The organism is Streptomyces sp. NPDC093225 (assembly GCF_044753805.1).
In the GTDB taxonomy this organism is placed as follows: Bacteria; Actinomycetota; Actinomycetes; order Streptomycetales; family Streptomycetaceae; genus Streptomyces.
The window spans coordinates 43,845-70,472 of sequence record NZ_JBIVNX010000023.1 but is presented as its reverse complement, the minus strand read 5'-3'; the positions used below and the strand labels follow the sequence as shown (position 1 = coordinate 70,472).

The window sequence follows — 26,628 nt, the reverse complement described above, 5'->3', positions numbered from 1 at the left end:
GCCATGCCCGGAAAGGGTAAGCACCGCCGACCGAAGTCCAGCCCGCTCGCCCGGGGCTTCGCCGCCGCCGGCACCGGCGGCGCCGCCCTCGCGCTGCCCCTGATCGGCGCCGCGGGCGCCCACGCCGCGGCTCCGGCCGCTGCTCCCGCCGCTGCTCCGGCCGTCGCTCCCGCGGCTGTGACGGCTGCGGTTGCGGCTCCGGCTCCGGCCGCGGCCCGGTCCACGTACACCGTCGTGCCCGGCGACTGCCTCTCGGAGATCGCCGCGGAGCACCACGTGGCGGGTGGCTGGCAGAAGCTGTACGCCGACAACCGCCGGGCCGTCGGCGCCGACCCGTCCCTGATCCACCCCGGTCTGGAGCTCAGCCTGGCCGGCCGGGGCGCTGCACCGGAGTCTCCCGCCGGGCACGGGGCCGGTACCGCGCCGAAGGCCGGTACCGGGTCGAAGACCGGGGCCCAGGCCGCTCCGAAGAAGGCCCCGGCTGCCGCGCAGCGGTCCGCCGCCCCGCAGACCGCCAGCCGCTCCGCCGCCCGCCCGGCCGCCGCGCCGGCGTCCGCCGCAGCCGCGGCCGCCGTCGCATCCGCCCCGAGCTTCGTCGTCCCGGTCAGCGCCGCCATCACCACCCCGTACCACCTGGGCGGCAGCATGTGGTCCAGCGGCTACCACACCGGCATCGACTTCGCGGTCGGCACCGGCACCTCCGTCCACGCCGTGGGCGCGGGCACCGTGGTCTCCGCCGGCTGGGCGGGCGCCTACGGCAACGAGGTGATCATCCGGCACGCCGACGGCCGCTACTCGCAGTACGGCCACCTGTCGTCGCTCAGCGTCTCGGCCGGCCAGACCGTGCGCGTGGGCGAGGTCGTCGGCCTCTCGGGTTCGACGGGCAACTCCACCGGCCCGCACCTGCACTTCGAGATCCGCACCGGTCCCAGCTACGGCCAGGACGTCGACCCGCTGGCCTACCTGAGGGCCAAGGGCGTCAACGTCTGAGGCGCGTTCCGGGGAGGGGGCGAGCGGCGGGGTCGGCACCGAGGAGGGGTGCCGGCGCCGCCGCTCGGTCCGGAGGGCGGGTCCGGTCGCGGGCGACGCTTTCCGGCCAAACTGACCGGGTGGTCCATATCACCCTGCGTCAACCCCTCCTTACGGTCGCGTAGGTCACATCCTTCGGTGAAGGATGTCGTTCCGTGGCAGGCGATTCGACACCATCAGCAGATCAGGCACCCGTAACTCCTCTTCCTCCCATCGGCTCCTACGCGGCGATCGGCGACAGCTTCACCGAGGGCGTCGGCGACCCCGGCCCCGACGGCGCCTTCGTCGGCTGGGCCGACCGGCTGGCCGTACTCCTGGCCGACCGGCTCCCCGAGCACGAGTTCCGGTACGCCAACCTCGCCGTCCGCGGCCGGCTCCTCGACCAGATCGTGGCCGAGCAGCTTCCGCGGGCCAAGGGGCTCGCCCCCGAGCTCGTCACCTTCTGTGCGGGCGGCAACGACATCATCCGGCCGGGCAGCGACCCCGACGCGGTCGCCGAGCGCTTCGAGGCGGCCGTGGCCGACCTCGTGGGCGCCGTCCCGACCGTGATGATCACCACGGGCTTCGACACCCGCGGCGTACCGGTCCTGCGCCACCTGCGCGGCAAGGTCGCCACGTACACCGCGCACGTCCGTGCCATCGCCGACCGTTACGACTGCCCGGTCCTCGACCTGTGGTCGCTCAAGTCCGTCCAGGACCGGCGCGCGTGGGACCACGACCGGCTCCACTTGTCCCCGGAGGGCCACACCCGGGTCGCGCTGCGGGCCGCCCAGGTCCTCGGGCTGGACGTACCGGCCGACCCCGACCAGCCCTGGCCGCCGGAGCAGCCGCGCGGCTCCGCCGAGGTCACCCGCGACAACATCCAGTGGGCGCGCGAGCACCTGGTGCCGTGGATCGGGCGCCGACTGCGCGGCGAGTCCTCGGGCGACAACGTGGAGCCCAAGCGCCCGGATCTGCTGCCGCTGTAGCGGGGTCGGTCCCGTGGGGTTCGGTTCCGGCCCCGGTGGGGTCGGGTGCCGGCCCCGGTGGGGTTCGGTGTCCGTGCGGACCGGGTGGGGCGACCACCCGACCGGGCCAAACGTGCTGTTCCGACCGGGCGAACGTGCCGGGCCGCCCGGGGCGGCCGGCATGACCGCCCCGGCCGGGGGGAACGGCCACGGTGAACCGGACGACCGGATTCCCGGCGGCTGGAATCCTTCGGCCGGGTCCCGCGTTGGGAAGGGCAGAGACACCCCGTCCACCCGCTCTCACCAGCACCCACCGTCCCAGGAGGCGCCTTGTCCGGCTCACGTTCCCTGCGAGCAGGGCTGCGCGCACTGCGGCCCGAGGCCTTCGGCGCGGATCCGTCCGGCGAACGGATGGAGCGCATCCGCCGCTCGCCGAACTTCGCCGACGGCGTCTTCCAGAACCCGCTCGGGGCCCGGCGCGGCCCCTCCGGCTCCATGCTGGAGTTCGCCAAGGTCTACTTCCGCAAGGAGGAACGGGTCCGGCGCGCCCCGAAGGCACCGATCCCGGTCCACCCGACGACCCTCGCCGACATCGCCCGGCCTCCGGCCTCCGGCCTGCGGCTGACCTGGATGGGCCACTCGAGCGTGCTCACGGAGATCGACGGGCGCCGGGTGCTCTTCGACCCGGTCTGGGGCGATCGGTGCTCCCCGTTCCCGTTCGCGGGCCCCAAGCGCCTGCACCCCGTGCCCGTACCGCTGGCCGCCCTCGGTCCGGTGGACGTGGTCGTGATCTCCCACGACCACTACGACCACCTCGACCTGCCGACGATCAAGGCGCTGGCCGCCACCGACACGGTCTTCGCCGTGCCGCTGGGCGTCGGCGCGCACCTGGAGCACTGGGGCGTGTCCGCGGACCGGATCCGCGAGCTGGACTGGAACGAGACCACCAAGATCGCCGGGTTGTCGCTGACGGCCACCCCGGCCCGCCACTTCTGCGGCCGGGGCCTGCGCAACACCCAGCACACCCTCTGGGCGTCCTGGGTGGTCGCCGGCCCCGAGCACCGCGTCTACCACAGCGGCGACACCGGCTACTTCCCCGGCTTCCGGGACATCGGCGCCGAGCACGGCCCCTTCGACGCCACGATGATCCAGATCGGTGCGTACAGCGAGTGGTGGCCGGACATCCACATGACGCCGGCCGAGGGCATGCGCGCCCACCTCGACCTCCAGGGCGGGCGCCCGCACGGCGTCCTGCTCCCGATCCACTGGGGCACCTTCAACCTGGCCCCGCACGCGTGGGCGGAGCCGGGCGAGTGGTCCGCGGACGCCGGCGCCGAAGCCGGCCAGGCGGTGGCCGCCCCGCGCCCGGGCGAGCCCTTCGAGCCCGCCGGCAAGGTGCCCGTGGACCCCTGGTGGCGTCCCGTCGCCGCCCCCCTCGCCAGCCCCTGGCGCCACCCCGCACCCGCGCCCGCACCGGCCGAAGCCCCCGCGGCAACCGCCGAGCCCACCGAGCCCGACCTGGACCTCGCCGGCGACCGCTGAACGGCGGGCCGCCGGGCGCCGGTCGGGGTCAGTCCTCGGGCGTGCCGTCCTCGAGTACGTGGACGGCGGCCTCCTCGGCCGAGGCGGCGCCGCCGTCGACGCCGGTGTCGTGGGCCAGTACGGAGATGTGGCGGGCCGGGAACGACTCGTCGGCCGGGGCGATCCGGCCGGCCCGTGCCCGGCCCGCGGTGGAGGCGTCGCCGCCCGGTTCCCCGGAGGCGTCCTCGCCCGGGTCCCCGTCGGGTCCCTCCGCGGCCCGGCCCATGTCCCCGACGGCTTCGGCGTCCGTGGCCAGGTCGTCGTCCGGGGCGGTCTCCGACCTCCGTCCCGTCCCGTCCTCCGTCGCCCCCGGCTCGCCCGTCTGATCGGGCTCCTCCTGCGCGAGCCGCTGGTCCAGGGACTCGCCCGTCCGCTGCTCCGCGGCGGTGGTGCCGTGGCGGGTCGCCGCCAGGGGCCGGTCCGGCGGCGAGTAGCCCGTGTCGAGCACGGCGTCGAGGTCCGGCTCGCCGAGGGCGTTCTCCATGTCCGGCTGCGCTTCGGCGGGCTCCGCCCCCTCCTGGGGCTGGTAGACGCCGTCGCCCTGTGCTCCGGTGTCGCTCATGGCCGTCGTCTCCTCACCAAAAGTTCTTGATCATCGTGCTGGTCCAGCGCATCTGGCGGAGGTACGGCGGCCCGCTGCGCGACCGGGGGTCGGCCGGGGGTCGACGCGGACCAGCCGCGGCGCGTCGGCCGGGGCTCGTGCCGCGGGTAGGGGGTCCGTCCTCCCCAGGGCTGAGCGATCCGGTCCACCTGGCGTCTCGTGCTCATGGCACGCGGCTACCCGGCGGCCCGTGCGGTACACCGGGGCAGGGGCCGGGCCCGCGGGTGGCCGGGCCCGGAACGCCGCGGCCGGTCGTGCCGGCCTCCGCCCGGGCGCCTCGGGTGCCCCCGCGAGGGGGACCGGGACCCCCTGGGCGAGCTCCGCGTGCGGGACCCCCTGGCTGACCTCCGCGCACGGCCGGCATGGATGATCGGGGACGTGCTGTCCGAGTTCCTGTCCGTCGCCGCGCTCGCCGTGGTGCTGGTGTGCGCCGTCGTCCGTCCCTTCCGCTGGCCGGAGGCCGCCTTCGCGGTACCCGCCGCCGCGGCCGTCGTCGCCACGGGCGCCGTGCCCCTGGACGCGGTACGGGAGGAGGCGGCGCGGCTGGGGCCGGTCATCGGGTTCCTGGCCGCGGTGCTCGTCCTCGCCAAGCTCTGCGACGACGAGGGCCTCTTCCACGCCTGCGGCACCTGGATGGCCCGCTGGGCGCACCACCGGCCGCGCCGTCTGCTCGGCGCGGTCTTCGCCCTCGCCTCCCTGATCACCGCGGTGCTGAGCCTGGACGCCACCGTGGTCCTGCTGACGCCCGTCGTCTTCGCCACCGCCGCCCGCATGGGCACCCGGCCCAAGCCCCACGTGTACGCCAGCGCCCACCTCTCCAACACGGCGTCCCTGCTGCTGCCGGTGTCGAACCTGACGAACCTGCTGGCCTTCGCCGCCACCGGCCTGACCTTCACCCGCTTCGCCCTGCTGATGGCGCTGCCCTGGCTGGCGGCCCTCGCCGTCGAGTACGCCGTCTTCCGGCGCTTCTTCGCCGGCGACCTCGACGCCCCCACCGCGCCCGCCGGGGCCGAGGAGCCGCCGGAGCTGCCGCTCTTCGCGCTGGTGACCGTGGCGGCGACGCTGGCCGGCTTCGCGGTGGCCTCGGCCACCGGGACGGACCCCGCGTGGGCCGCGGCCGCCGGTGCGGCCGTGATGGCCGTACGGGCCCTCGCCCGGCGGCACACGACGCCGCGCGCGATCGTGCGCTCCGCCTCCGTGCCCTTCCTCGCCTTCGTCCTGGCCCTCGGCATCGTCGTACGGGCCGTCGTCGACAACGGCCTCGGCGACGCCCTGGGCAGCGCCCTCCCCGACGGGACGTCGCTGCCGGCCCTGCTCGGCACCGCCGCCCTCGCCGCGCTGCTCGCGAACCTGATCAACAACCTGCCGGCCGTGCTGGCCCTCGTGCCGCTGGCCGCGCCGGCCGGCCCGGGCGCGGTCCTGGCCGTCCTCCTGGGCGTCAACATCGGCCCCAACCTCACCTACGCCGGCTCCCTGGCCACCCTCCTGTGGCGGCGCATCGCCCACCAGCACGACCACGGCGTCGAGCTGCGGGAGTTCACCGTCCTGGGCCTGCTCACCGTCCCGGCCGCACTGCTCGCCTCGACACTGGCCCTGTGGGCGTCCCTGGGCCTCTTCGGCACCTGACCACCCCGCGTGCCCCTGCGGATCAGACCGGACCGCGCTCCGCGGGCCTCGGCCTACAGGCCGTGCAGGGCGGGGAGCAGTTCGGCGGCTGCCCAGTCGAGGAACGGCTTCTGGTGGTCGCCGCCGATCTGGACCAGCGCGACCTCCGTGAACCCGGCGTCGGCGTACGACCGTACCGCCTCGACCACCGCGTCCACGTCGGCGCCGCAGGGGATGGCCGCGGCCACGTCGGCGGGGCGGGTGTGGCGGGTCGCCGCGGCGAAGGCCGCCGTACCCGGCAGCTCGGCGTTGACCTCCCAGCCTCCCAGGGCCCAGCGGAACTGGTCGTGCGCCCGCGCCACGGCGGCCTCGCGGTCGGGGTCGTAGCAGACCGGCAGCTGCCCCACGCACGGCTTGCCGGCGCCGCCGTGCTCGCCGAACGCGGCCACCAGCCGGCGGTCCGGTTCGACGGCGACGAGCAGGTCCGCGTACCGGCCCGCGATCGCGCACGACCGGTCCCCGGAGACGGCGATCCCGAGGGGCGGCGGCTCGTCGGGGAGGTCCCACAGCCGGGCGTTCTCGACGTCGAAGTGCGGGCCGTGGTGGCTGACGAGGCCGCCGTCGAAGAGCGCGCGGATGATCCCGACCGCCTCCTCCAACATCTCCAGCCGCACGTGGGCGGCGGGCCAACCGGCCCCGACGACGTGCTCGTTCAGGTTCTCGCCGGAGCCCAGTCCGAGCCGGAACCGGCCGCCGGACAGCAACTGGACGGTGGCGGCCTTCTGCGCCACCACCGCCGGGTGGTAGCGCACCGACGGGCACGTCACGTACGTCATCAGCGGGATCCGGTCGGTGGCCCGGGCGGCGGCGCCCAGCACGCTCCACGCGTAGGGGGCGTGGCCCTGGGAGTCCAGCCAGGGGAAGGAGTGGTCCGAGATCACGGAGAAGTCGAAGCCCGCCCGCTCCGCGCCCACCACGTCGTCGACCAGCTCGCGCGGGCCGGACTGCTCGGTCATCATCGTGTACCCGATGCGCACCATGCTCCGCGGCTTGCCGCGTCCGGCGTGCCGAAACCCGGGTGCCGGAACTCCGTACGGCCGAACCCCTTGTCCCGGAACCCGAGGCCGTCCCGGGACCGGAGGCCGTCCCGGGACCCGAGGCGCGGGATCAGGGCGCGGTGAGCGCGTCGGCGACCTTGCGCAGCAGCGGCTGGTGCGGCTCCTGCGGCGCCAGGTCCCGGACCTCGGCCATGCGGGCGCCGATCGCCTGCAGGTCCTTGCGGCCCACGGCCGTGCGCACCTGCGGGAACCACACGCCCTCCTCCGCCTCCATGTGCCGTTCGACGGTCGCCATCAGCACCCGCAGCTTGGCGCCGTACTCCTCGTCGTTCGGGTCCATTCCGCTGAGCTCGCGCGCCAGTACGTGCGCCACGTGGTGCTCCTCGTGGAACTCCAGCACGCTGGCCCCGGTCTCCGGGACCAGACGGCGCACGCGCGGGTACATGACCTCCTCCTCGATGAACGTGTGGACGGTCAGCAGGTGCAGGAACTCCTCCACGTCCCCGCCCCCGGCACGCGGGTCGGCGGCGGTGTGCCCGGCGCCGGCCGGGGCGGCCCGTCCGCCGTCCGCCGACCGGTAGGCCCGGATCAGCCTGCGGATCCGCTTGTGGTCGTCCTTCAGCATCACGATCGCGTCGGTGGACATGGCTCGCTCCTGTCCTCGGTGCTCCGGGTGGCTCCTGGTCGCTCCGGCCGGTGCCCGTCGGCCCGCGGGTGCCCGGCGCGGCCCCGGACATGCCCCGGGCGGGCCCCGGCGGGCCGGCGGCCGGCCGGAGCAGGGGCCGCCGGGCGCCTTCGTCGTCGGTCCGCGGGACCGGGAGGGCTCCTCGGGCGTGCGGGCGCGTGCGGGCCGGGTTGGTCGGTGCGCGGCGGGGCAGACGCGGCGGGAGGATGCGCTGTGGCGTACGCCGACGTGTGCGTACGGCGCCGCGCCGTGCTGTGCTGGTCGCACGGGAGCCCCCCGGCCCCGCGCGCCGGCCGGCGCGCGACCCCCAAGGGAGAGGAGCGGTGAGATGGACGACGTACCCCAGGGCGGAGCGGGCGGTGCGCCCCTCCACGAGGACACCCCGCAGGACCGGCGCAGGCGGCCCCATGCCGGGCCCGTGCCGGAGCGCGGGCGTCGCGGGCCCGCCGACGAGGCGGGGGACACGGGCGCCGGGCGTACGGCGGACGAGGGCGGACGCGGGGCGGACCGGGCGGGGCGAGGAGCCGAGAAGGCCGAGCCCGGTGGGGACGCCCTCAGCCCCAGCCCCCGGGCCCAGCAGCGGTCCGCCCGCCGACGGGGCGAGGGCGTCACCTAGAACCGTCGATCAGGCCCCTGCCCGGCCGAGGACCGACCAGCGCCCTCGCCGAGCAGGGGCCGTCCGTGTCCGCGTCGACAGGCCTCAGGTCGCGGTGGAGTCGGAAGGCAGAGCGGAGGAGCGGTGGTTCGCCCTCCGGCGCAGCCGGAGCGGGGTCAGGTACCAGCACAGGGCGAACCAGAGCATCACGGCGCCGACGATGACCGGCGCGAGGGGGTGCGGCAGCACGAGGTCGAGGATGAGCAGCAGCGTGCAGGCGATGGTCAGGGCCAGCAGCAGGATGCCGCAGGCCATCATGCGGCCGGCGGTCTCCACCACCTCGTGCTTGCGCCGCAGGCCGCGCAGGCAGCGGTGGAGGGACACCGGGGCGATGAGCGCGGCCGTCGACGAGGCCCCGAGCACGACGGTGACGACCTAGAGCCCGTACTCGAACCCGCTCAGGGTCTGGAAACGCGCCGTGAAGGCGATGCTCAGGAGCAGTCCGAAGAGGATCTGGCCGCCCGTCTGCGCGACCCGGGTCTCCTGGAGGATCTCGGCCCACCGGCGGTTCACCCGCTCCCGCGCGGCCTCGGGCACGACGGCCGGCGCGGTCGGCCCGGAGGCGGGTGGGCCCGGTGCGGCCGCCGGCGCGTGCGCCGCCGGCGGCGGGGCCGCCTGTGCCGGGGCGGGCCGGACCGGGGGCGGCGCGTCCGAACCGCCTGCGGCCGTCGGAGTGGTCCTCTCGAACGGTGCGTTGGCCATGGGGTCCTCCTCGGAAGGTCGCGGACACCCCTTCGGCCCCCGGCAATCGGCGCCGGAGCCCGTGGCTAGCGCGCGGCGCCCCCGGCGGGACCTCTCGGTCCGCCGGGGGCGCCCGCTCCCGACTCGTCGGCAGGCCGTAGGCCTCACCAGTAGTGCGTACGGCCTCCCACCGCGTGCCCGACCGCGCCCAGCAGCCACAGCACCAAGCCGATCACGGCCAGGATCACGCCGATCGTCCACAGGAAGGAAATCCCGGTGACGAAACCGACGATCAACAGAATCACGCCCAAGATGATCATGAGTACCTCCGGCCCCTCTCGAACGGGGAACAGGGCGCGTCTACCACCGATCGGCCCGGGTATGCGCGGGATGCCGAACCGACTCCGACGGGTGGGCGGCGTGGCCGGCGCGAGGGCGTCGGCGGCCCGCAGATCCGCAGCCCGCCGAACGAAGCACGCCGGGCGCTCCGTCCACCGTACGAACGGGGTGGGACCGGCCGAGGGGGCCCTCCCGGTTTCGGGCGGACCACGGGAGGACAGACGCCTACGAGGCGTGGCACACCACGAAGGGAAGCGCAGCGCGGAGGGAGGCGACGGCATGGCACCGCGGGTCGGCGACAGCCTGACGTGCGAGCGGGCCAGGGACGTCACCCGGACCGTGCTCGCGGCCCGCGGCGTCTCGGAAGCGGACACCGGGGACGCGCTCCTCGTGGTCACCGAACTGGTCGCCAACGCACGGCGGCACGCGGGCGGGGCCACCGCCCTGCGCGTGACGTGCCGGCCGCCCACGGTCGAGATCGAGGTCTCCGACGACTCTCCCGAACAGCCCGTGGAGCGGCCGAGTCGGAGCGACGAGCCCGGGAGGTTCGGTTGGGCCGTGATCAACCGGATCGCGGAGCGGGTGACGACCGCGATCCGGAGCGGCGGGAAGACGATCTCGGTCGTGGTCGCCGCGCGCACCGGGACCGGCCCGGACCCGATCGGGCCCGCGAGCGCGGGGACGGCGGCGTCCGAGACCGGGAGGCCCGCGACGGCCGGGCCCGCCGGGGCGCAGCCCCCGGCGCTGGCGGCGGCCCACCCCACCGACGACAGGAAGCAGCAGGCCCATGGATGAGAACGAGGTCGAGCTCACGGCGATCGCCGCCCTCACCGCCGCCAGGTCGGGCTCCGGCACGGAGTTCGTGTCCGGCCTCCTGGAGGAGGCCATCCCCAAGCAGTTCCAGGTCCCCGTGGGTGCCACCGCGGAGGAGGCCGGGTGCGCGGTCCTGGAGCAGCTCTCGGAGCCGCTCAGCGGCCTGGTCACCGGCTTCCTGCTCGCCTTCGACGCGCTGGCCGACGCCCACGACGACAACGACCCCCCGGTGACCAGCGAGGAGATCCTCCAGCAGCTCGCCCTCGCCCTGGCCAGGGAGGCGTCCGGATGACGACTCGCACGTCGCGGGCGGCGCCGACTGGATGCCGCCGGCCGGGGTAGCCGCCTCGTGGACGAAGGCGGAGGCGACGACGACCCGCGGCCCTCGCGGTCAGCTGCCTGTACGCGGGCCGCGCCGACCTGCGCAGCGGGACCGGGCAGGAGCGGCTCGCGACCGGAGACGTCTTGCCTCGACGGGCGCTCCTCGCGGCCACCGCCCTCACGGTGTTCCCGAACGACCTCGACACCGACCCGCTGGCGGCCGACACCCGGGACGCCGGTCCCGAGACGCTGCGCAGGGCGAAGGCCTTCAACGAGGGCAACGCCCGGCACGAGATCACCCTCGCCCACGTCGCCGCCGCGGCCTGCGTCACGCCCCGTGCGGTCCAGTACGCCTTCCGGCGGCACCTGGGGACGACCCCGTTGGAGTACGCGCGGAGGGTCCGACTCGACCACGCGCACGTGGAGTTGAAGGAGGCGGACACACGCTGGGGCTTCACGCACATGGGCCGGTTCGCCGCCGCCCACCGGCGGGCGTACGGCGTACCGCCGAGCACGACGCTGAGGACGTGACCGTCCGGGGGCCCGACGGGGTCCGCGCGGCTCGTGGGGTGCGCACGGGTCGTGCCCGTCGTACGGTCAGCCGCCCGACCCGCCCTCTTGGGGGAGCAGGGTGCCGAGCGGGCCGAGGTCGAGGTTGAGGTCCTCGAGGGCGAAGCCGTGCTCCGCGCACAGCCGGGTCATGTGCTCGTGCAGGGCGAGCAGCGTGGCGCCGAGTTCCTCCTCCTGCTCGTCCGTGAGGCCGCCGGCCTCGACGCGCCGCAGGGCCTGGCGCTCGATGAGCTGGCGCAGCAGCTCGACGACGGTGAGCACGAGTCTGAGCAGGTCCTCGCCGACCGTCTCGTGGTCGGTCCGGACCCGCCGGGCGGGGGACGCGGCCCGGTCCCGGTCGGCGGCCGGGTCGGCGGCGTGCGGACCGGAGGGCTCGAAGGGGGAGGCGCCCAGGAGTCGGAACGCCGTCGCCATCGTGTCGGTCACGTCGTCCGGGCCGGGTCGGGCCGGGCGGGGTCGGGCGCGGCCGGGCGCGGGGTCACCGCCCGCGCGGTGGGCGGGAGGCGGGCGCGTTCCGCGGTCAGCGGTCACGGCCGGCCACCGGTCGGGGGTGCGGCTCCATGGTGCTGCTCACCGATGTGACCAGGGCGCGCAGGGAGATGCGGACCAGGTCGATGTCCGCGACGCAGAGCACGACGTCGCCGACGATGACGACCCCGGTGGCCAGGAGGCGGTCCAGGAGGTCGACGAGGGCGACGGGGCGCTCGGGCAGCCGCTCGTCGGGCGGGACGGGCGTCATGGCCCCGGGTCCCGGTCTCTGCTCGGATCGGGCTCGGACGCCGGCCGGGGCGCCGGATCGGGTGCCGGTCCGGGACCCGGACCGGGTGCGGCGAAGGAGTACGGCGCCCAGGGGCCGGTGACCTCGACGCGGACGGCCGGCAGGTCACCGCCCGCCGCACCGACCGCGGCCCGGAACTCCGCGGCCCGGTCGTCGGGGACGAGGTAGGCCTCGTTGAGGACGTTCTCGCCGGTCTCCGCGCGGGTGAGGGGGCCCGTCTGGGCGGGGTGCCGTACGACGCCGGCCGCGTGCCGGCCCGCCGCGGCCGCGATGCGCTCGGCCGCGAGGCCCGCCTGCCGCCGGTGCTCCTCGCGCGCGAGGCGGTCGGCCCTGCGCGCCCTCAGGTAGGCCTTGCCCGGGCTCGTCGCCGAAGCTCGGCCGACGGTGCCGGGGGCGGGAGCGGCGGGGGCCGAGGAGGCGGGACGTACCGCGTCGGGGGCGGGGGCGTCGACCTCCGGCCGGAGGTAGACCTTGACGCCGTACTCCGTGTGCCCGGCCAGCCGGGCGAGCCCGGCGGCGAAGGTCCCGCGCTGTTCGTCCAGCGCCGCCAGGGCCCGCTCGTCGTCCTGGTAGAGCGTGGCCAGCCGCAGCGGGAGGACGGTGGTGTGCGCTGCCAGGGCCTGGACCACGTGGTGGTGGGCCCGGGCAGTGGCCTCGAGCCAGGCGAGGTCCTCGAACCGGGTGGTCAGGGCGGCCTCCTGCCACGCGTCGCACGGGACCCGACTGCCCACGAACACCGGAGCGGACGGTCCGTCATCGACGGTCGCGCCGTCGGCGCGCGGACCGGCCAGCAGCACCACGGGCGCGTCGCCGACCCCTCGGAGGCCGGCGGTCACCCGCTCGAGCCCCGACGCCGGTGCGACCACGGCATAGACGTACGTGAGGGTGTCCGGTCCCGGTTCGGGCCCCGGCGCCCGGTCCCGGTTCACGGCGCGGCCCTCCGCCCCGGCCCGGCGCGGTCACGGGCGGTGTCCTCCCACGGGAGGCCCTGGTCGGTGTCCTCGGCCGGGCCGACCGCAGGACGTGACCGCCGCAAGGCCTCGACCTCCGCGCGCAGCCGGCTGTTCTCCTCCTCCAGCCGTTCGCGGCCGCGCGCGCGGCCGCCGTCGGAGCCCTCGGCGCGGTCCCCGTCGTAGCGGCCGGGGGACAGCTCCCGGTCGTGCTCCCACCAGTCGATGCCCATCTCCTTGGCCTTGTCCACCGAGGCGATCAGGAGCCGCAGTTTGATGGTCAGCAGCTCGATGTCGAGCAGGTTGATGCGGATGTCGCCGGCGATGACGATGCCCTTGTCCAGGACCCGTTCGAGGACGTCGACCAGGCTGGCCGACGAGCTCGGGGCGTAGCCGGCCACCGGGCTCGAGGCACGGGACGGCACGGCGGGCGACGGACGGCCGAACATCGGATCAGTCATGCTCACCAGCCTCCTCGGGCTCAGCGGCCTCCTCGGTCTCCTCGGGCTCACCGGCTTCCTCGAGCTCTGCGGCCTCGGGAGCCTCCGTGCTCTCTCGGGCCTCTTCGAACGCACCAGGCTCCCCGGGTTCCTGCCGGAACCGCGCGATCTCGTCGAGGCGGTCGAGGAGCTCCCCCTCCCGGCGCTCGAACTCGGCGTCGTCGATCTCTCCGGACCGGAGCTGCCGGTCGAGGTCCGCCAGCGCGGCCCACACCGGGGCCGGGTCGTAGAACTCGCGTTCCGCCTGCTCCGCGACCTGCTGCGCCACCCACACGACGGCCCGCACCGGCGCCAGCGGCGCGCCCAGCAGTCCCGTCAGCAGTCCCATGGCTCTCCTTCCGGCCGCGGACCGGGGCGGCGGCGCTGCCACCCGGTCGCGGCGTCGCGCGCGTCACGCACCCTGCGCCACGCTCCACTCGGCGTCACACGAAGCTGTACGGCGGCAGCGGCCCGATCAGCCGCAGGTCCACGCCACCGGCCCGCTCGGCCAGGTCCGCCTCGGCCTCGCGGAGCCGCGCCTGCCGGTCGTCGGCGACCAGCAGCGACAGGGACACCCCGAGGACGCCGCCGTCCCCGGCCGGAGGATGCACGGCATGCTCCCGCGCGTACGGGACCAACTCCCGTACGAGGTCGGCGGCCAGCGCCTCCTGCCTGTCGCGCACCTCCGCCGCGACGAGCTCCCCGAGCTGCAGGGGCAGGCGCGGATCGGCGTCGCCGGCCCGGATGCGGTCGTTGAGCAGCCGTGCCCGGCCGGAGCCGTCGAGGATCTCGCGCAGGAGCGACTCCTCGTCGCGGGAGGCCTTGACGTGGTACTCCGCGCAGCCCTGCAGCCGCCCCAGGGTGTCGAGGTACGAGGCCGCGCCCGCTTCCAGGGCGGCCTCGACCGCGCCCGTGTCCGGGGCGGTGTACCCGAACCTGAGCGGCAGGACCGTGCCGTCGGCCAGGAGGCGTTCCTGGACGGCCTGGTGGGCGGTCAGGTCCCGCCGGGCGGGCCGGACCGCCTCGTCCACGTCGCTGACCACCGCGCGCAGCCCCGCCGCGGTGACGGTCCGCAGCGGCCCGGTTTCGGAACCGACGCCCGTCAGCCCGTCCAGGCGGCAGGGGTGCCCGTCGGCCACGATCGAGTACACGTACACAGCCATCGTCTACTCCCTCTCCGTCTCCCGCTCCCGGCGTGCCGGGCGACGGCGGCGGCGGACCGGCTCCACCTCTTCCCGGGCCTCGTCCTCGTCCTCGTCCTCCTCCGCCGCCTCGGACTCCTCGCGGGAGTCCTTCGAGCCACTCGTCAGGGACTCCCTCACGGCCTCCACGGCTCCGCTCAGGGCGCCCTTGGACTTGCCGCTCGCCCCGCTCTCCATCACGTCCCCGACCAGGTCGGTCAGCTGTTCGGGCCGCTTCGCGCCCGCCTCCAGGTCGAGCCGGTTGCAGGCCTCGGCGAAGCGCAGGTAGGTGTCGACGCTGGCCACGACGATCCGCGCGTCGATCTTCAGGATCTCGATGCCCACCAGCGAGACGCGGACGAAGACGTCGATCACGAGACCGCGGTCGAGGATCAGTTCGAGGACGTCGTACAGGCTGCTCGTGCCGCTCCGGCCGGCCTGGTAGCCGCCCGAGCCGCTGATGGTGTTCCCGCCTTGCGGCATCACAGTCATGGGCGCATTCCTCCACACGAGGCCGACGTGTCAGGTCGGCCGGTCGATCATTCCTCGGCTGTACCGTCGCGTCCGCTCGTAGGAGACCAGCTCGCCGTCCCCGTCCAGCGTGACCCTGTAACTGGCCATGACGCTGGTGGTGTCGGGGATACGGGCCAGCTCGACGACCTCGACCTGCGCCTCCCAGCCGTCCTCGGTGGGGCGGAGGGCCGACACCGATTCCGGGCTGCGGCCCAGCAGCTCCGCGAGCTGGCCGACGGCGAGGCGCATGGCCGTGGCCGCGCCCGTGGCACGCCGCCGCGCGCGGCCGTCCGGGCGCCGGGTGCGGTCGGTGCGGACGTCCTGGTCGTCGTCGCCCTGCTCGGGGAGGGCGCGTCGCCGGCGCTTCGGGTCTGCCGCGGCCATGGACCACTCCCCTCACGAGCCGGACGGTTGGTGCGGTTGCCCCCTGGGCTGCGAACCAAACGGGTACTTCGGGATCAAAAGAACTTTTCCGGCATTCATGTGCATATCTCGCGCCGGGTCGAGCAGCCCCGTGTAAAGGCGACCGACCCGCATCACACGTGCACCGGTGAAGGGATAAGGCACATGCAGGACATCACCAAGATCGCCCTGGCGGCAGCCGTCCTCGGCGGCTACGTACTGGGGCGGGTCAAGAAGGGACGCCTGGCCCTCAGCCTGGCGACGTACGCAGCGGGCCGCCGGCTCGGCCTCGACCCCAAGGAGCTCGCGGTACAGGGACTGAAGAAGCTCGGCGAGATGCCGCAGGTCGCCGAACTCGGCGAGCAGCTCTCCGGTGAGGCGATGGACGCCGGCCGCAAGGCACTGAAGGCCGCCGCCGACCGCCGCCTGGCCTCACTCGCCGACACCCTCCACGAGCGCACTCTCGCCCTCGAGAGCGGGGGGAACGACGACCGTGCGGAGGACGAGGACGAGGACGAGGAGGAGGCCGCGTACGACGACGAGTACGACGAGAACGAGGACGACGGCGCGTACGGGGACGACCGGGACGGGGACCGGGACGGATACGAGGACGAGGACGAGGACGGCTACGAGGACGAGGAGGAGGGCGGGCGCGAGGCCGACCGCGCGGAGGACGAGGAGACCGCCGGGGAGGCCGAGGAAGAGGCCGGGCCCGGGGACGAGCGAGAGGCACCCCGGCAACGGCGGCGCAGCACCTCGGCCCGCAAGGCGGCGCCGAAGGACTCCGGTGGCGGCGAGAAGCCCGCCTCCCGCAGACGGACCTCGGCCGGCAGCGGTACGCGCGGCGGTTCGGCGGGCACGGGCTCGGGCGGCACGGCCGCCAGGGCACCCTCGTCCGAGCCGAAGCAGCGGACCCCGGCCGCGAAGCGGACCGCCGCGAGGAAGACGGCGGGGACGAGGGCGACGGGGACGAAGACGGCGGGCGCGGAGAAGTCCGCGAGCGGAGGGGCCGCCAAGAGTCCGACCGCGAAGAAGGCGGAACCGAAGAAGGCCCCCGCGAAGAAGGCCTCCGGGACCAGGACCTCCGCGAGCAGCACCTCCGCGAGCAGCACCTCGGGGAGCAGGACCGCCGCGAAGAAGGCTCCGGCGAAGAAGGCCCCCGCCAAGAAGGCCCCTGCCAAGAGGGCCCCCGCCAAGAGGGCCCCCGCCAACAGGGCCCCCGCCAAGAAGGCCGCGGCGAAGAAGGCCCCGGCGAAGAAGACCGCTTCGGCGCGCGGCGGCGGGTCGAGCCCTTCGTCGTCCAGGACCGCGGCGAAGAAGGCCGCCACGAAGAAGACGGCCGCTCGCCGGCCGAGCGCGCGGAGGTGAAGCATGGCCACCAAGCAACGGGAACAGGACTCCCAGGGCGCCAAGGACGGCCAGTCGGGTCTGGACCGGCTGCTGGAGGAGGTCGGCGGCTACCTCACCGCGCAGGCCGGGCAGCTCGCGGACCGGGCCATCGACAAGGTCGACGACCTCACCGACGGCCTCTACGACGTCGCCGAGAACGGGGGGTCGCTGGCCGGGATCGGAACCCGCATCCTCGGCGGCGACTCACCCGCCAAGGCGGTCCTCGGTCAGACCTTCTCCGGGATCAAGGACAAGGTCATGGACGCCGGCTCCGGTCTGTTCGGAGGCGGGGGAGGGGACGGTGACGGGGGCGGAGGCAAGGGCCGGAGCCGCAAGGCCGGCACGAAGGCCATCAACATCGTGGAGTTCATCGACGTCGGGGTGCCGCTGCGCACCGCGTACGACCACTGGACCCAGTACGAGGACTTCAGCAGCTTCGCCAAGGGCGTCCGCAGCGTCTCGCAGGGTGACGACACGACCACCGACTGGAAGGTCAAGGTCGGCCCGTCCACCCGGACGTGGAAGGCCACCGTCCAGGAGCAGGTCCCCGACGACCGCATCATCTGGAGCTCCGACGGCCCCAAGGGCACCACCCGCGGCTGCGTGAGCTTCCACGAGCTGGCTCCCGCCCTCACCCGGATCGTGCTGGTCGTGGAGTACTACCCGTCCGGCCTGTTCGAACGGACCGGGAACCTGTGGCGCGCCCAGGGCCGTCGGATGCGGCTGGACCTCAAGCACTTCAGCCGCTTCGTCACCCTCTCCAACGAGGAGCCCGACGGCTGGCGCGGGGAGATCCAGGACGGCGAGGTCGTCGTCAGCCACGAGGACGCCCTCGAGGAGGAGCAGGCCGCGGCCGAGGAGTCCGAGGCCGAAGGGGCGGAGGGCGACGAGGCCGGGCAGGACGAGGACTTCCCCGAGGACGAAGCACGGCCCGAGGACGAACAGGAAGGGGCCGGGGGAGAGGACGAGGCCGGGTACGAGGACGACTACGAGGACGAGGACGAGCGGGACTACGACGAGGACGGGGGCGAGGAGGAAGGCGGTCGGGCCGAGGACGAAGCCGGGCCCGAAGCCGAGGACGAGGAGGAAGCCGGGGACGACTACGAGGACGAGGACGAGGACGAGGACGAGGACGCGGGCGGATACGAGGACGAGGACGAGGCGCCCGAAGAGGAGGACGAACCGCCCCGCCGCCGGCGCTGAGCCCCAGCGCCCCGGGCCCCCTCCGGGCGCGCGACGAGGCCGACGGCGGATCGCCGTCGGCCTCGTCGTAGGGGGTCCGTCCGACCACGTTCAGTGCTTCAGCGTGTCCTTCGCCTTCTGGGCGGTCTGCTTCGCGTCACCCTTGATCTGGTCGGCGCGGCCCTTCATCTCCATCCTCTCGTTGCCCAGGGCCTTGCCCGTGACCTCCTCGGTCTTGCCCTTGACGGTCTTGCCGACGTTCTTGGCCTTCTTCCCTGCGGCCATGTCCAGCCACCTCCACAACGGGGCTATAGGCACCGCGCGCATACCCGGACGAACACGCCTGATGCATCCTCGACGCGTTCCCGCTGCATCCCCGGTGCGGCGGACCCGCGGATCCCGTGCCCGCCGCGCGTCCGCAGGCCCGGCGGCCGACAATGGACACGGGCCGCAGGCTGCGGAGGTGCACAGCGTGAACACCGCACACAGAGGGCGAGCGGCGTACGCCGCCGCGCCGGAACACGTGAAGCCGGACCGGCTCTTCGACCGGGACGACGAATGGGCCGCCCTCGGCGCGTTCGCCGACGACCCGACGCCGGCGCCGCGCCTCGGGATGGTGCGCGGCCGCCCCCGCCAGGGCAAGAGCCTCCTGCTCGAAGCGATGGCCCGGTCCACCGGGGGCCTCTACTTCTGCGGGCAGCAGGCCACCGAGGCGGAGACGCTGCGGCGGCTCCGTACCGAGTACGAGCGGCACGCCGATCCGCAGTCCGACGGGCCCGCCTGGCAGGACTGGGACCAGGCGCTCGACGCCCTCTTCGCGCTCGGCGACGACCGGCCGTACCTCGTGGTCGTCGACTCCTTCCCCGCCCTGGTGACGTCGAACCCGACGCTGCCCGCGGCCCTCCGCGCCGCCCTGCACCGGCTGGAGGTCGCACCGCGCACGAACCGCGTGCGCCTGGTGCTCAGCGGGGAGACCGGACCGGTCATGGGCCGGCTGTTCACGGTCGGCTCGCACCTGCACGCCCTGGCCGGCCTGCGGCTCGAGGTGCGGCCGCTGGACTACCGCGGCGCGGCGCGCCTGTGGGGCCTCGACGACCCCGAGCTGGCGCTCCTGGTGCACGCGGTGGTCGGCGGGACCCCGGCCTACCGGTACGACTACGTGAGCGAGGACGTGCCCCGGGACCTCGACGACTTCGACGACTGGGTCTGCCGCACCGTGCTCAGCCCGCGGACCCCGCTGTTCGCCGAGGCCCGCCACCTCGTGGACGAGGAGGTCGCACAGGCGACCCCGGGGATCTGCCACTCCGTGCTCACCGCGCTGGCCACGGGCCGCACCACCCAGGGCGAGGTGGCGACCTTCCTCGGACAGCAGCTCGCCGACGTCTCGCGCGCGCTCACCCTGCTCCGCGACCACGGGGTGCTGCGGTCCGAGCCGGACGGGCTGCGGCCGGCCGTCACCCGGCACCGGATCACCGACCAACTCCTCGCGTTCGAGCACGCCGTGGCCCGCCCCCGGCGCACCGAGCTGGAGCAGGCGGACGCCGCGTCGGTGTGGCGCGCGGCCCGCGACGACTTCACGGCGTACGTCGTGGAGCCCCAGTTCGGCCACGTCTGCCGGCAGTGGGCGGCGCGCTTCGCCGGTCCCGCCCTGCTCGGCGCCGAGGGCCCCGTCACGGCGGTGTACGGCTCTCCGGCCGACCCCCGGGAACCCGACCGCCCCACCGGCGCACCGGACGCGACGGCGGCCGAGGTCGTCGTACGGCCGGCCGGGGACACGGCCGGACCGCCCCTCGCCCTCGGACTGGCCCGCTGGGGCACGCCCATGGACGCGGGCCACCTCGAGCGTCTGCGCGCCCTGGCCGCCCGGTCGGCGGAGCCGGCCCGGGCACCGGCCGGGGACGTCCGCCTCCTCCTCTTCGGCACCCGGGGCTTCAGCGGCGACCTGCACGCCGCGGCCGCCCGCGGCGAGGTCGAGCTCGTCGACCCGCCCCGGCTCTACGCCCCGTGACGGCTCCCGCCGCCCCGGAACGGGTCCTGCCCGGCCCGCGGGCGCGGGCCGGGCAGGAGCGTCGTGCACGGGGCCGGGGTCAGCGCTGGAAGGCCACGTCGTAGTAGGTGTCGACCAGCGCGCCCGACGGGGCGAAGCAGCGGATCTGGACGCCGGTGCTCGGGGTCCAGTAGTCGACCTTGCAGTACGCGGAGTCGGAGCCGTACGCCGTCACCTGCACGTGCCCGTTGCCCAGCGGCATGTTCGGCGGCACGAACCGGTAGGTGCCGGTGCCGGTGCGGCGGATGCGCATCACCGAGCCGGTGGAGTTGTACGCGTACGCGGCGGCCGGGTTGTAGGCCGCGGTCGTCGGCCGGTTCGCCCAGGCGTACGCGGCCGGCGTGGTGCGCAGGATGCCGGTGGAGCGCACGTACGTCAGCGTGAAGCGGTTGTCCGCGAGCCGGCCGACCGCGTTGTGGCAGCGGACGTTGACGTACTCGGTCGACCCGGACGGGTACCAGTTCACGACCTTGCAGCGGGCCGCCACGTCACCGTAGGCGGTCACCTGCACGTGCCCGGCGGCCGCACCGATGGACGGCACGCGCACCCGGTACTGGCCGGCGCCCTGGCGGGTGATGGTGTTCGTCGACCCGCCCGAGTTGAACTGGTAGGACGTCGAGGGCGTGTACGAGGCGCTGGTGGGCTGGTTGGCCCACACGTAGGCGATCCGACTGCCGCCCACCGTCGCGGTGTTGACGAAGCTCGCGTCGAACGTCGTGTTGACCCGGGCACCGGTGCGGGTGAAGCAGCTGACGTGCACGTCGAGGCGGCCGCCGGCCCCCGGCACCCAGTAGGTGACCCCGCAGGTGTGGCTGGTCGACCCGTACGCGGTCACGTGCACCGTGCCGCCGACCAGGCCGAGTCCGGGCATCCGCACCGTGTACTGGCCGGTTCCGGTGCGGACGACCGTGTTGGTGCCGCCCGTCGAGTTGCGGCTGTAGAGCGTGGACGGCGTGTACGGCACGTTCAGCGCCGAGTTCGGGGAGTTGGCCCACACATAGGCCAGTCCGCGGGCCGGGGCGGCCTGCGCCACCCCCGGTGCCAGTACGACGGCCCCGCCGGCCATCGTCAGCGCGGCACCCGCGGCCAGCAGCCGCGTACGCCACTCCTTCAGGAATCGCGAAACTCGCACGTCCTTTTCCTCCCCCAACTCCGCAGAACACGAATGCGGGCCGCCCGGGATCCGAGCCGTCGGCCCACGTCAGCGGTGAGGAACCTACACACCGCGGTTCGGCCCGACCATGGCTTGAAAGTGACTGCCCACGGCGTGCGGGAGCTGTTGGACGGCGCGCGTCACATCCGGAGCGCCCCCTTGGACCGGACCGCCAGCGGCGTGCCCCGGCGTGCATTCGGGCTGCCGTACGAGCGCTCCTTCCGGAGTTGGAAGCAGCCCCGCGAAGCCGGTGAAGTTCCCCGACTGGCCGGTCGCGGGCGGACCGTCCGGACTAGCGTGGCTTCCCGGTGATCAACGCCGGACCTCCCGGGTCCGGACCCCACGTACCGAGGACGACGATGTCCGGACTCCGCGAACCCGCGGCCCGCGCCGACCGCCGGGAGGGTGGCAGGCGCGCCCGCCCCACCGGCCCCCGGCACACCGCCGGCACCGCGAACCGAACCGCCCCGCGCCACACCGCCGCGCGCCCGGCCCCGGCCGGCGCCCCCCGGCAGATACGACCCCAGCTGGTCCGGGCCGCCGTCCTGCCCACCGTGGCCGCGGGACTGATCGGCGCCGCCGCCGTCCTGTTCACCCTCCAGCTCGACGGCCTCCGGCTCGGGGGCGGCGGGGCCGGGGGTGCCGGTGCGGTCGGAGGCGGTGCGGCGGCCGACGGTCGGCTCTGGCTCGTCCTGTCCGGCTGCGCCGTGCTCTTCGCCGGCGCCCTGGCCGCCGCCTGGCTCGGGGCCCACCGCGCCGCCCGCACGGTCCGCGACCGCTGCGAGGCGCTGCGCCGCTCCAGCGCGCGCGGCCAGCAGGAGCTGCGCACCGTGCTCGACCGGCTGGAGCGCGGCGAGAGCGTGCCGCCCCGGCGGGCCGGGGGCACGGTGCTGCCCGAGGGCCCGGCGCCGGCCGGCGCGGACGAGTTCCGGCTGCTCGGCCAGGAGCTGCGGCAGGCCCGCGAGCAGGCGCACGCCGCGCTGGTGCGCACCGCCGCGATCGGGGGCCACTCCGACAGCGACCAGAAGGTCGAGGTCTTCATGAACCTCGCCCGGCGCCTGCAGTCGCTCGTCCACCGCGAGATCCAGCTGCTGGACGGGCTGGAGGACATCGTCGAGGACCCGGACCTGCTCAAGGAGCTCTTCCACGTCGACCACCTCGCCACCCGCATCCGCCGGCACGCCGAGAACCTCGCCGTGCTGGGCGGCTCGGCCTCCCGCCGCCAGTGGACCCGGCCCATCGACATCAGCGAGGTGCTGCGCTCCTCGGTCGCCGAGGTCGAGCAGTACACGCGGGTGAAGGTGGTGCCCCCGGCCGGGGGCAGCGTGCGCGGGCACGCCGTCGCGGACGTCGTGCACCTGCTCGCCGAACTCGTCGAGAACGCCACGGTGTTCTCGCCCCCCGACACGGACGTCCTGCTGCGCGCCGAGCGCGTGACGGCCGGCATCGCCATCGAGGTCGAGGACCGCGGGCTGGGCATGCCGTCGGACGAGCAGCACCGGATGAACTCCCTGCTCGGCGACCCGGACCGGATCAGCGTCCGGCACCTGCTGGCGGACGGGCGGATCGGGCTCTTCGTGGTCTCCGCGCTGGCGCGGCGGCACGGCATCGCGGTCGAGCTCAAGACGAACATCTACGGCGGCGTGGTGGCCGTGCTGGTGCTGCCGCGCGACCTCCTGGGGGCCGAACCGGAGGAGACGGCCGACCGCTTCGGCGGCTCGTCGGCGTCCGCGGGCCCCGCGGCACCGGCCCCCGGGGCCGTCGCGGCACCGGCCGCCGGGAGCTTCGGGGAGCCGGACGCGGCCGGCCCGACCGTCGCCGGGACCGGCGGCGGGACCGGCCTGCCCCCGCTGGAGCCGGTGCGGGCCCACGACGCGGCGGTACGGACGCCGCTGCGGGCGGAACCGGCCCCGGTGGCCGCCACCGACCCGACCCCCGACCCGACCCCCGTCCCGGCACCCGCGTCGGCCCGGGCTGCCGCGGTGCCGGGCCCGGCCGCGCCGCCCGTTCCCGCCCCCGGCCCGGCCGTGACGCCGGCCGCGCGGGTGCGGGCGTACGCGGAGCCGGGCGTCGGGGCACGGGCGCACGCCGCGCGCGCGGCGACGGTACCGGCGCAGCTCGACGCGGCACGGGCCGAGCCGGCGCGGGCCGACGCGGCGCACGTACCGGCCTGGGCGGCCGACCCCCGGCCCACCGAGCCGTCCGCGGTGCCGCCCGCCGGTCCCGCCCGGCCGCCGCTGCCCCGGCGCCGCGCCCAGCAGCACGTGGTCCCGCAGCTGCGCGACGCCCCCGCCCCGACCGCCGTACGGCCCGCCGACGACGTGGAGCAGCCGATGCACGACCCCGGGCTCATGGCCGCGTTCCGGCGCGGCTTCGGCCTCGCCCAGGCCACCGCGGTCGAGATGGCCGCCGACCCGGCCCGCGGCGGCTCCACCGAGCCCGGCGCGGAGGCCCCGTGAGCCCCCTCGATCCCCGCCCATCGCCCCGACCCTCCCCCTCTCCCCGCAAGGAGCGCACTGCCATGTCCGGCGACGTGAAGACCACCCAGCTCTCCGAACTCGACTGGCTGCTCGGCGGGTTGGTGCAACGCGTGCCCTACGCGCGCAGCGCGGTCCTGTTCACCGCGGACGGGCTCGTCACCTGCGTGCACGGCCTCGACCCCGACAGCGCCGACCACATGGCCGCCCTCGCCTCCGGGCTGTACTCCCTCGGCCGCAGCGCCGGGGCCCGGTTCGGGGACGGGGCCGAGGTGCGGCAGGTGGTGGTCGAACTGGACTCGCTGCTCGTCTTCGTCTCGGCTGCGGGCTCCGGCACCTGCCTGGCGGTGCTCGCCGACCGGGACGCCGACGCGGGCGTGCTCGGCTACGAGATGGCCATGTTCGTCAAGAGCGTCCGCCCGTACCTGGCGGCCCCGCCCCGACACGCGGCCGCCGCCGGACGGACCCTCCTGGCGACCGCCGCCCCGGCGACGCCGGGCACCCCGTCGACCGCGGGCACCTCGACCGCCCCGGGCGCCCCGCCCGTGCGCGTGCCCGCGCCGGCGACCGCGCCCCCGGCCGCGGCCCCCGACCGGTGAGGGCACCGGCGCCCCCGCACGACCCGCCGTGGCTGGACGACTCCGCGGGCCGGGTGATGCGCCCGTACACGGCGAGCGGCGGCCGGACCCGCCCGAGCGCGCCCCTCGACCTGCTCTCCCTGGTCCGTGCGACCGGGGTGCCGGTCCGTGAGCCGCTCGGCCACGACCACGCCCTGGTGCTGCGGTTGTGCGCCGGGCCGACCGGCCCGCTCTCGGTCGCGGAGATCGCGGCCCAGCTGCGGCTGCCCGCCGCGGTGACCAAGGTGCTGCTGTCCGACCTGCTGGAGTGCGGGGCCGTCACGGCCCGCGCGCCCCGGTTCCCGGCCGGCGGCGCCGCCGACGACCAGAACCTGCTCCGGGCGGTGCTCGATGGCCTGCGTAGAAGACTCTGACCGTGGCCGGCGGTGGGAGCCCGAGGAGTGCCCGGACCCGGGCGGGCCGCCGCCCACCACCCTGAAGATCCTGGTCGCGGGCGGCTTCGGGGCAGGCAAGACCACGTTCGTGGGGGCGGTCAGCGAGATCGAGCCGCTCAGCACGGAGGAGCTGCTGAGCGACCTCGGCGCACCCACCGATCCGCTGACCGGGGTCGAGACGAAGACGGCGACCACCGTCGCCCTCGACTTCGGCCGGCTCACCCTCGACGCCGGGCACGTGCTCTACCTCTTCGGCACGCCCGGGCAGGAGCGGTTCTGGTTCCTGTGGGAGGAGTTGTGCAGGGGCGCCCTCGGGGCGGTCGTGCTGGCCGACACCCGCAGGCTGGCGGACTGCTTCCCGGCCGTGGACTTCTTCGAGCGGCGGGGGATCGGCTTCGTCGTGGCCGTCAACGAGTTCGAGGGCGGCCACGACTACACCGCGGAGGAGGTGCGCGAGGCCGTCGGGCTGGCGCCGGGCATCCCGGTCGTACGGTGCGACGCCCGCCTGCCGCGCGCCGGCACGCGCGTGCTCGCGACGCTGGTCGGTCACCTGCTCGCCGGGGCGCCGGCGCGCCCGCCGTCCACCAACCACCAGGGGGAACTGACATGACGTACTACGAGTCCACCGGACACCTGCTGCTCACGCCGGTGGACCGGGAGGCGCCCGCGCGCGCCGTCCGGCTCCGCGAGCTGGGACTGGGGGAGCGGGCCGACGCGGAGCTCGACGCCTTCGCGCGCAAGGTCGGCGAGACGGCCGGGACCCCGTACGCGGCCGTCAACTTCATCGACGAGGACCGGCAGTTCTTCGCCGGCCTGCACCACCGGGCCGGCGCGCCCGCCGGGGCCTACACGGGGCGGGTGCTGGCCCGGGCCCACGGCTACTGCCCGCACGTGGTGGTCCGGCGCCGGGCGCTGGTCCTCGAGGACGTACGGGACTTCGCACGGTTCGCACCGAACGCCGTGGCCGACGAGAGCGGCGTACGCTCCTACCTCGGCGCCCCGCTCACCGACCGGCAGGGCTTCGTGCTCGGCACGGTGTGCGCGGTGGACCTGCAGCCGCGCCGGTGGGGACGCGAAGGGCTGGAGACGATCAAGGCCCTGGCGACGGAACTGGTCGCCCTGCTCCACGCCCGCGAGGACGCGGCCGCCACGGCGCGGGAAGCCGGCTGATCAAGGGAGCCCGGGGGCGCCGCGGGCGGGCCCGCGGCGCCTCACCCCAGGAACCCGGTGATGCTCCCCCGCAGGCCGCGGGCGTCCAGGCCGTGGGCCGCGGTGTGCTCCTCCGCGGTGCCGTACCTGCGCAGCTCGGCACGGCCGACCCCGAGACCGAGCACCCGGTGCGGGAGGTCGGCGAGCGCGTCGTTGGCCGCGGCCGTCGAGGTGCCCGCCAGGTACGGCTCGACCAGGACGACCTCGGCGCGGTCTTGGCGGCCGGCGGCGGCGCGCAGGGCCGCGGCGTCGAACGGCCGCACGGTGGCGGCGTACAGGACGGTGACGTCGAGCCCCTCGACGGCGGCGAGGGCGGCGTCCAGCATCGGGCCGACCGCGAGCACCACGCCGCGGGAGCCCTCGCGAACGGTCAGGAAGCCGGTGGCCGCGCCGGGCCGCGGGAGCGCCCGGGGAGCCGCGTTCGCGAGGTTCGACAGCCGGACGTAGACCCTGTCGTCCCCGGCGCCCGCGGCGTGCCGCAGCAGCGCCTCGGCCTCGTCGGGGTGGCCCGGGACGTGGACGGTCCAGCCGTCGAGGGTGTCCATCAGGGCCACGTCGCCGGGGGCCATGTGCGTGACGCCGCCGGCCGCCCAGTCGTACGAGGCGTTGGCGCTGACCAGGATCCCGCCCACGCCCTGGTGCCCGAAGTCGAGCTTGACCTGCTCGAAGGGGCGCTCGACGAGGAAGCTCGCGAACGTGTGCACGATCGGCCGCATGCCGGTCAGCGCCATCCCGGCACCGGCGCCGATCAGCAACTGCTCGCGGATGCCGACGTTGACCACGCGGTCGGGGTGGTCCTGCTGGGCCGGGCGGAACCCGTCCATGGTGATCTCGGCGAGCACCACGGCGAGCCGCGGGTCCTCGTCGAGCAGGCGGGTGGTGGTGCTGATGAAGCGCTCGCGCATCGTGTCCATGACGACTCTTTCTGGGGCTGCTGTGCAACTGGCGTGGAACTGATGTGACGGGTGGGC

General features: G+C 75.4%; 30 protein-coding genes and 2 pseudogenes. 16 read left to right on the top strand and 16 right to left on the bottom strand.

What is annotated here, in order from left to right; translation table 11 throughout:
• Positions 1-3: 3 nt before the first annotated feature.
• The 3 genes from ACIQCH_RS21610 to ACIQCH_RS21600 all read left to right on the top strand — a co-directional run bounded on the left by ACIQCH_RS21610 (position 4) and on the right by ACIQCH_RS21600 (position 3,518).
• Positions 4-990, top strand: coding sequence for a LysM peptidoglycan-binding domain-containing M23 family metallopeptidase (locus ACIQCH_RS21610; RefSeq protein WP_402583136.1), 987 nt, complete (start codon positions 4-6; stop codon positions 988-990).
• Between the two features lie 194 nt (positions 991-1,184).
• Positions 1,185-1,997, top strand: coding sequence for an SGNH/GDSL hydrolase family protein (locus ACIQCH_RS21605; protein WP_402583134.1), 813 nt, complete (start codon positions 1,185-1,187; stop codon positions 1,995-1,997).
• Between the two features lie 309 nt (positions 1,998-2,306).
• On the top strand, positions 2,307-3,518 hold the full coding sequence (locus tag ACIQCH_RS21600) for an MBL fold metallo-hydrolase (RefSeq protein ID WP_402583132.1): 1,212 nt from the start codon (positions 2,307-2,309) through the stop codon (positions 3,516-3,518).
• A gap of 28 nt (positions 3,519-3,546) precedes the next feature.
• Here ACIQCH_RS21600 and ACIQCH_RS21595 read toward each other — a convergent pair whose 3' ends face one another.
• Entirely contained in the window at positions 3,547-4,119 is a 573-nt protein-coding gene (locus ACIQCH_RS21595) for a DUF5709 domain-containing protein (RefSeq protein ID WP_402583130.1), read from the bottom strand.
• A 405-nt stretch (positions 4,120-4,524) separates the two neighbouring features.
• Here ACIQCH_RS21595 and ACIQCH_RS21590 point away from each other — a divergent pair, with 405 nt between their 5' ends.
• Positions 4,525-5,784, top strand: a complete 1,260-nt coding sequence (locus ACIQCH_RS21590) for an SLC13 family permease (RefSeq protein WP_402583128.1) — start codon at positions 4,525-4,527, stop codon at positions 5,782-5,784.
• Positions 5,785-5,837: 53 nt separating this feature from the next.
• Here the strand turns inward: ACIQCH_RS21590 and ACIQCH_RS21585 are convergent, their stop codons facing one another.
• Together ACIQCH_RS21585 and ACIQCH_RS21580 are read right to left on the bottom strand one after the other, a co-directional pair.
• Positions 5,838-6,803: an LLM class F420-dependent oxidoreductase gene (locus ACIQCH_RS21585; RefSeq protein ID WP_402583126.1), complete on the bottom strand. Its 966-nt coding sequence runs from the start codon at positions 6,801-6,803 to the stop codon at positions 5,838-5,840.
• 127 nt (positions 6,804-6,930) lie between these two features.
• Positions 6,931-7,467, bottom strand: coding sequence for a hemerythrin domain-containing protein (locus tag ACIQCH_RS21580; protein WP_402583124.1), 537 nt, complete (start codon positions 7,465-7,467; stop codon positions 6,931-6,933).
• Between the two features lie 367 nt (positions 7,468-7,834).
• Here ACIQCH_RS21580 and ACIQCH_RS21575 point away from each other — a divergent pair, with 367 nt between their 5' ends.
• The gene (locus ACIQCH_RS21575; protein ID WP_402583122.1) at positions 7,835-8,122 is read left to right on the top strand and encodes a hypothetical protein; all 288 of its coding nucleotides are present in this window, start codon (positions 7,835-7,837) and stop codon (positions 8,120-8,122) included.
• 84 nt (positions 8,123-8,206) lie between these two features.
• Here ACIQCH_RS21575 and ACIQCH_RS21570 read toward each other — a convergent pair.
• Both ACIQCH_RS21570 and ACIQCH_RS21565 read right to left on the bottom strand, forming a co-directional pair.
• A pseudogene (locus ACIQCH_RS21570) lies at positions 8,207-8,755 on the bottom strand (DUF6328 family protein); the annotation flags it as partial.
• A 251-nt stretch (positions 8,756-9,006) separates the two neighbouring features.
• Complete coding sequence (locus ACIQCH_RS21565) at positions 9,007-9,162, bottom strand: DUF6131 family protein (RefSeq protein WP_402583120.1); 156 nt, start codon at positions 9,160-9,162, stop codon at positions 9,007-9,009.
• A gap of 298 nt (positions 9,163-9,460) precedes the next feature.
• Between ACIQCH_RS21565 and ACIQCH_RS21560 the strand changes: the two genes are divergently transcribed.
• The 3 genes from ACIQCH_RS21560 (at position 9,461) to ACIQCH_RS21550 (ending at position 10,846) form a co-directional block, all read left to right on the top strand.
• A complete protein-coding gene (locus ACIQCH_RS21560; RefSeq protein ID WP_402583118.1) occupies positions 9,461-9,976 on the top strand; it encodes an ATP-binding protein in 516 nt (171 codons plus the stop codon).
• A complete protein-coding gene (locus ACIQCH_RS21555) occupies positions 9,969-10,286 on the top strand; it encodes a hypothetical protein (RefSeq protein WP_402583116.1) in 318 nt (105 codons plus the stop codon). The genes ACIQCH_RS21560 and ACIQCH_RS21555 overlap by 8 nt, the downstream gene beginning before the upstream one ends.
• 173 nt (positions 10,287-10,459) lie before the next feature.
• On the top strand, positions 10,460-10,846 hold the full coding sequence (locus ACIQCH_RS21550; RefSeq protein WP_402583114.1) for a helix-turn-helix transcriptional regulator: 387 nt from the start codon (positions 10,460-10,462) through the stop codon (positions 10,844-10,846).
• Positions 10,847-10,912: 66 nt separating this feature from the next.
• On the opposite strand, the gene ACIQCH_RS21545 is transcribed toward ACIQCH_RS21550, so the two are convergent.
• From ACIQCH_RS21545 to ACIQCH_RS21510, 8 genes are all read right to left on the bottom strand, one after another.
• Positions 10,913-11,311 (bottom strand): gas vesicle protein K, encoded by a 399-nt coding sequence (locus ACIQCH_RS21545; RefSeq protein ID WP_402583112.1) that lies wholly within the window; start codon positions 11,309-11,311, stop codon positions 10,913-10,915.
• A gap of 94 nt (positions 11,312-11,405) precedes the next feature.
• Positions 11,406-11,624 (bottom strand): gas vesicle protein, encoded by a 219-nt coding sequence (locus tag ACIQCH_RS21540; RefSeq protein ID WP_402583110.1) that lies wholly within the window; start codon positions 11,622-11,624, stop codon positions 11,406-11,408.
• Complete coding sequence (locus ACIQCH_RS21535) at positions 11,621-12,592, bottom strand: GvpL/GvpF family gas vesicle protein (protein ID WP_402583108.1); 972 nt, start codon at positions 12,590-12,592, stop codon at positions 11,621-11,623. The genes ACIQCH_RS21540 and ACIQCH_RS21535 overlap by 4 nt, the downstream gene beginning before the upstream one ends.
• The gene (locus tag ACIQCH_RS21530) at positions 12,589-13,074 is read right to left on the bottom strand and encodes a gas vesicle protein (protein ID WP_402583106.1); all 486 of its coding nucleotides are present in this window, start codon (positions 13,072-13,074) and stop codon (positions 12,589-12,591) included. Before ACIQCH_RS21530 ends, ACIQCH_RS21535 begins: the two co-directional genes overlap by 4 nt.
• A complete protein-coding gene (locus ACIQCH_RS21525; RefSeq protein ID WP_402583104.1) occupies positions 13,067-13,441 on the bottom strand; it encodes a gas vesicle protein GvpG in 375 nt (124 codons plus the stop codon). The genes ACIQCH_RS21530 and ACIQCH_RS21525 overlap by 8 nt, the downstream gene beginning before the upstream one ends.
• A 94-nt stretch (positions 13,442-13,535) precedes the next feature.
• Entirely contained in the window at positions 13,536-14,255 is a 720-nt protein-coding gene (locus tag ACIQCH_RS21520) for a GvpL/GvpF family gas vesicle protein (RefSeq protein WP_402583102.1), read from the bottom strand.
• A gap of 3 nt (positions 14,256-14,258) precedes the next feature.
• Positions 14,259-14,765 carry a gas vesicle structural protein GvpA gene (locus ACIQCH_RS21515; protein WP_402583100.1) on the bottom strand — a complete coding sequence of 169 codons (507 nt, stop codon included), beginning with the start codon at positions 14,763-14,765 and terminating at the stop codon, positions 14,259-14,261.
• A 30-nt stretch (positions 14,766-14,795) separates the two neighbouring features.
• Complete coding sequence (locus ACIQCH_RS21510; RefSeq protein ID WP_402583099.1) at positions 14,796-15,170, bottom strand: gas vesicle protein; 375 nt, start codon at positions 15,168-15,170, stop codon at positions 14,796-14,798.
• Between the two features lie 183 nt (positions 15,171-15,353).
• On the opposite strand from ACIQCH_RS21510, the gene ACIQCH_RS21505 reads away from it, so the two are divergent.
• Together ACIQCH_RS21505 and ACIQCH_RS21500 are read left to right on the top strand one after the other, a co-directional pair.
• On the top strand, positions 15,354-16,556 hold the full coding sequence (locus tag ACIQCH_RS21505; protein ID WP_402583097.1) for a histone protein: 1,203 nt from the start codon (positions 15,354-15,356) through the stop codon (positions 16,554-16,556).
• 3 nt (positions 16,557-16,559) lie between these two features.
• Positions 16,560-17,780, top strand: a complete 1,221-nt coding sequence (locus ACIQCH_RS21500; protein ID WP_402583095.1) for an SRPBCC family protein — start codon at positions 16,560-16,562, stop codon at positions 17,778-17,780.
• Positions 17,781-17,870: 90 nt separating this feature from the next.
• Here ACIQCH_RS21500 and ACIQCH_RS21495 read toward each other — a convergent pair whose 3' ends face one another.
• Positions 17,871-18,044: a CsbD family protein gene (locus tag ACIQCH_RS21495; RefSeq protein ID WP_402583093.1), complete on the bottom strand. Its 174-nt coding sequence runs from the start codon at positions 18,042-18,044 to the stop codon at positions 17,871-17,873.
• A 187-nt stretch (positions 18,045-18,231) separates the two neighbouring features.
• On the opposite strand from ACIQCH_RS21495, the gene ACIQCH_RS21490 reads away from it, so the two are divergent.
• Entirely contained in the window at positions 18,232-19,767 is a 1,536-nt protein-coding gene (locus tag ACIQCH_RS21490) for an ATP-binding protein (protein ID WP_402583091.1), read from the top strand.
• A gap of 79 nt (positions 19,768-19,846) precedes the next feature.
• Here the strand turns inward: ACIQCH_RS21490 and ACIQCH_RS21485 are convergent, their stop codons facing one another.
• Positions 19,847-20,938: a hypothetical protein gene (locus ACIQCH_RS21485; RefSeq protein ID WP_402583089.1), complete on the bottom strand. Its 1,092-nt coding sequence runs from the start codon at positions 20,936-20,938 to the stop codon at positions 19,847-19,849.
• A 380-nt stretch (positions 20,939-21,318) separates the two neighbouring features.
• Between ACIQCH_RS21485 and ACIQCH_RS21480 the strand changes: the two genes are divergently transcribed.
• The 5 genes and pseudogenes from ACIQCH_RS21480 (at position 21,319) to ACIQCH_RS21460 (ending at position 25,618) form a co-directional block, all read left to right on the top strand.
• A complete protein-coding gene (locus tag ACIQCH_RS21480) occupies positions 21,319-23,418 on the top strand; it encodes an ATP-binding protein (protein WP_402583087.1) in 2,100 nt (699 codons plus the stop codon).
• A 62-nt stretch (positions 23,419-23,480) separates the two neighbouring features.
• Positions 23,481-23,894 (top strand): annotated as a pseudogene (locus tag ACIQCH_RS21475) (roadblock/LC7 domain-containing protein); the annotation flags it as partial.
• A 197-nt stretch (positions 23,895-24,091) separates the two neighbouring features.
• Entirely contained in the window at positions 24,092-24,427 is a 336-nt protein-coding gene (locus tag ACIQCH_RS21470; protein WP_402583223.1) for a DUF742 domain-containing protein, read from the top strand.
• Positions 24,405-25,058, top strand: coding sequence for a GTP-binding protein (locus ACIQCH_RS21465; RefSeq protein ID WP_402583085.1), 654 nt, complete (start codon positions 24,405-24,407; stop codon positions 25,056-25,058). Before ACIQCH_RS21470 ends, ACIQCH_RS21465 begins: the two co-directional genes overlap by 23 nt.
• Entirely contained in the window at positions 25,055-25,618 is a 564-nt protein-coding gene (locus tag ACIQCH_RS21460) for a GAF domain-containing protein (RefSeq protein ID WP_402583083.1), read from the top strand. Before ACIQCH_RS21465 ends, ACIQCH_RS21460 begins: the two co-directional genes overlap by 4 nt.
• Positions 25,619-25,659: 41 nt before the next feature.
• Here ACIQCH_RS21460 and ACIQCH_RS21455 read toward each other — a convergent pair whose 3' ends face one another.
• Positions 25,660-26,571, bottom strand: a complete 912-nt coding sequence (locus ACIQCH_RS21455) for a transketolase family protein (protein ID WP_402583081.1) — start codon at positions 26,569-26,571, stop codon at positions 25,660-25,662.
• Positions 26,572-26,628 lie beyond the last annotated feature (57 nt).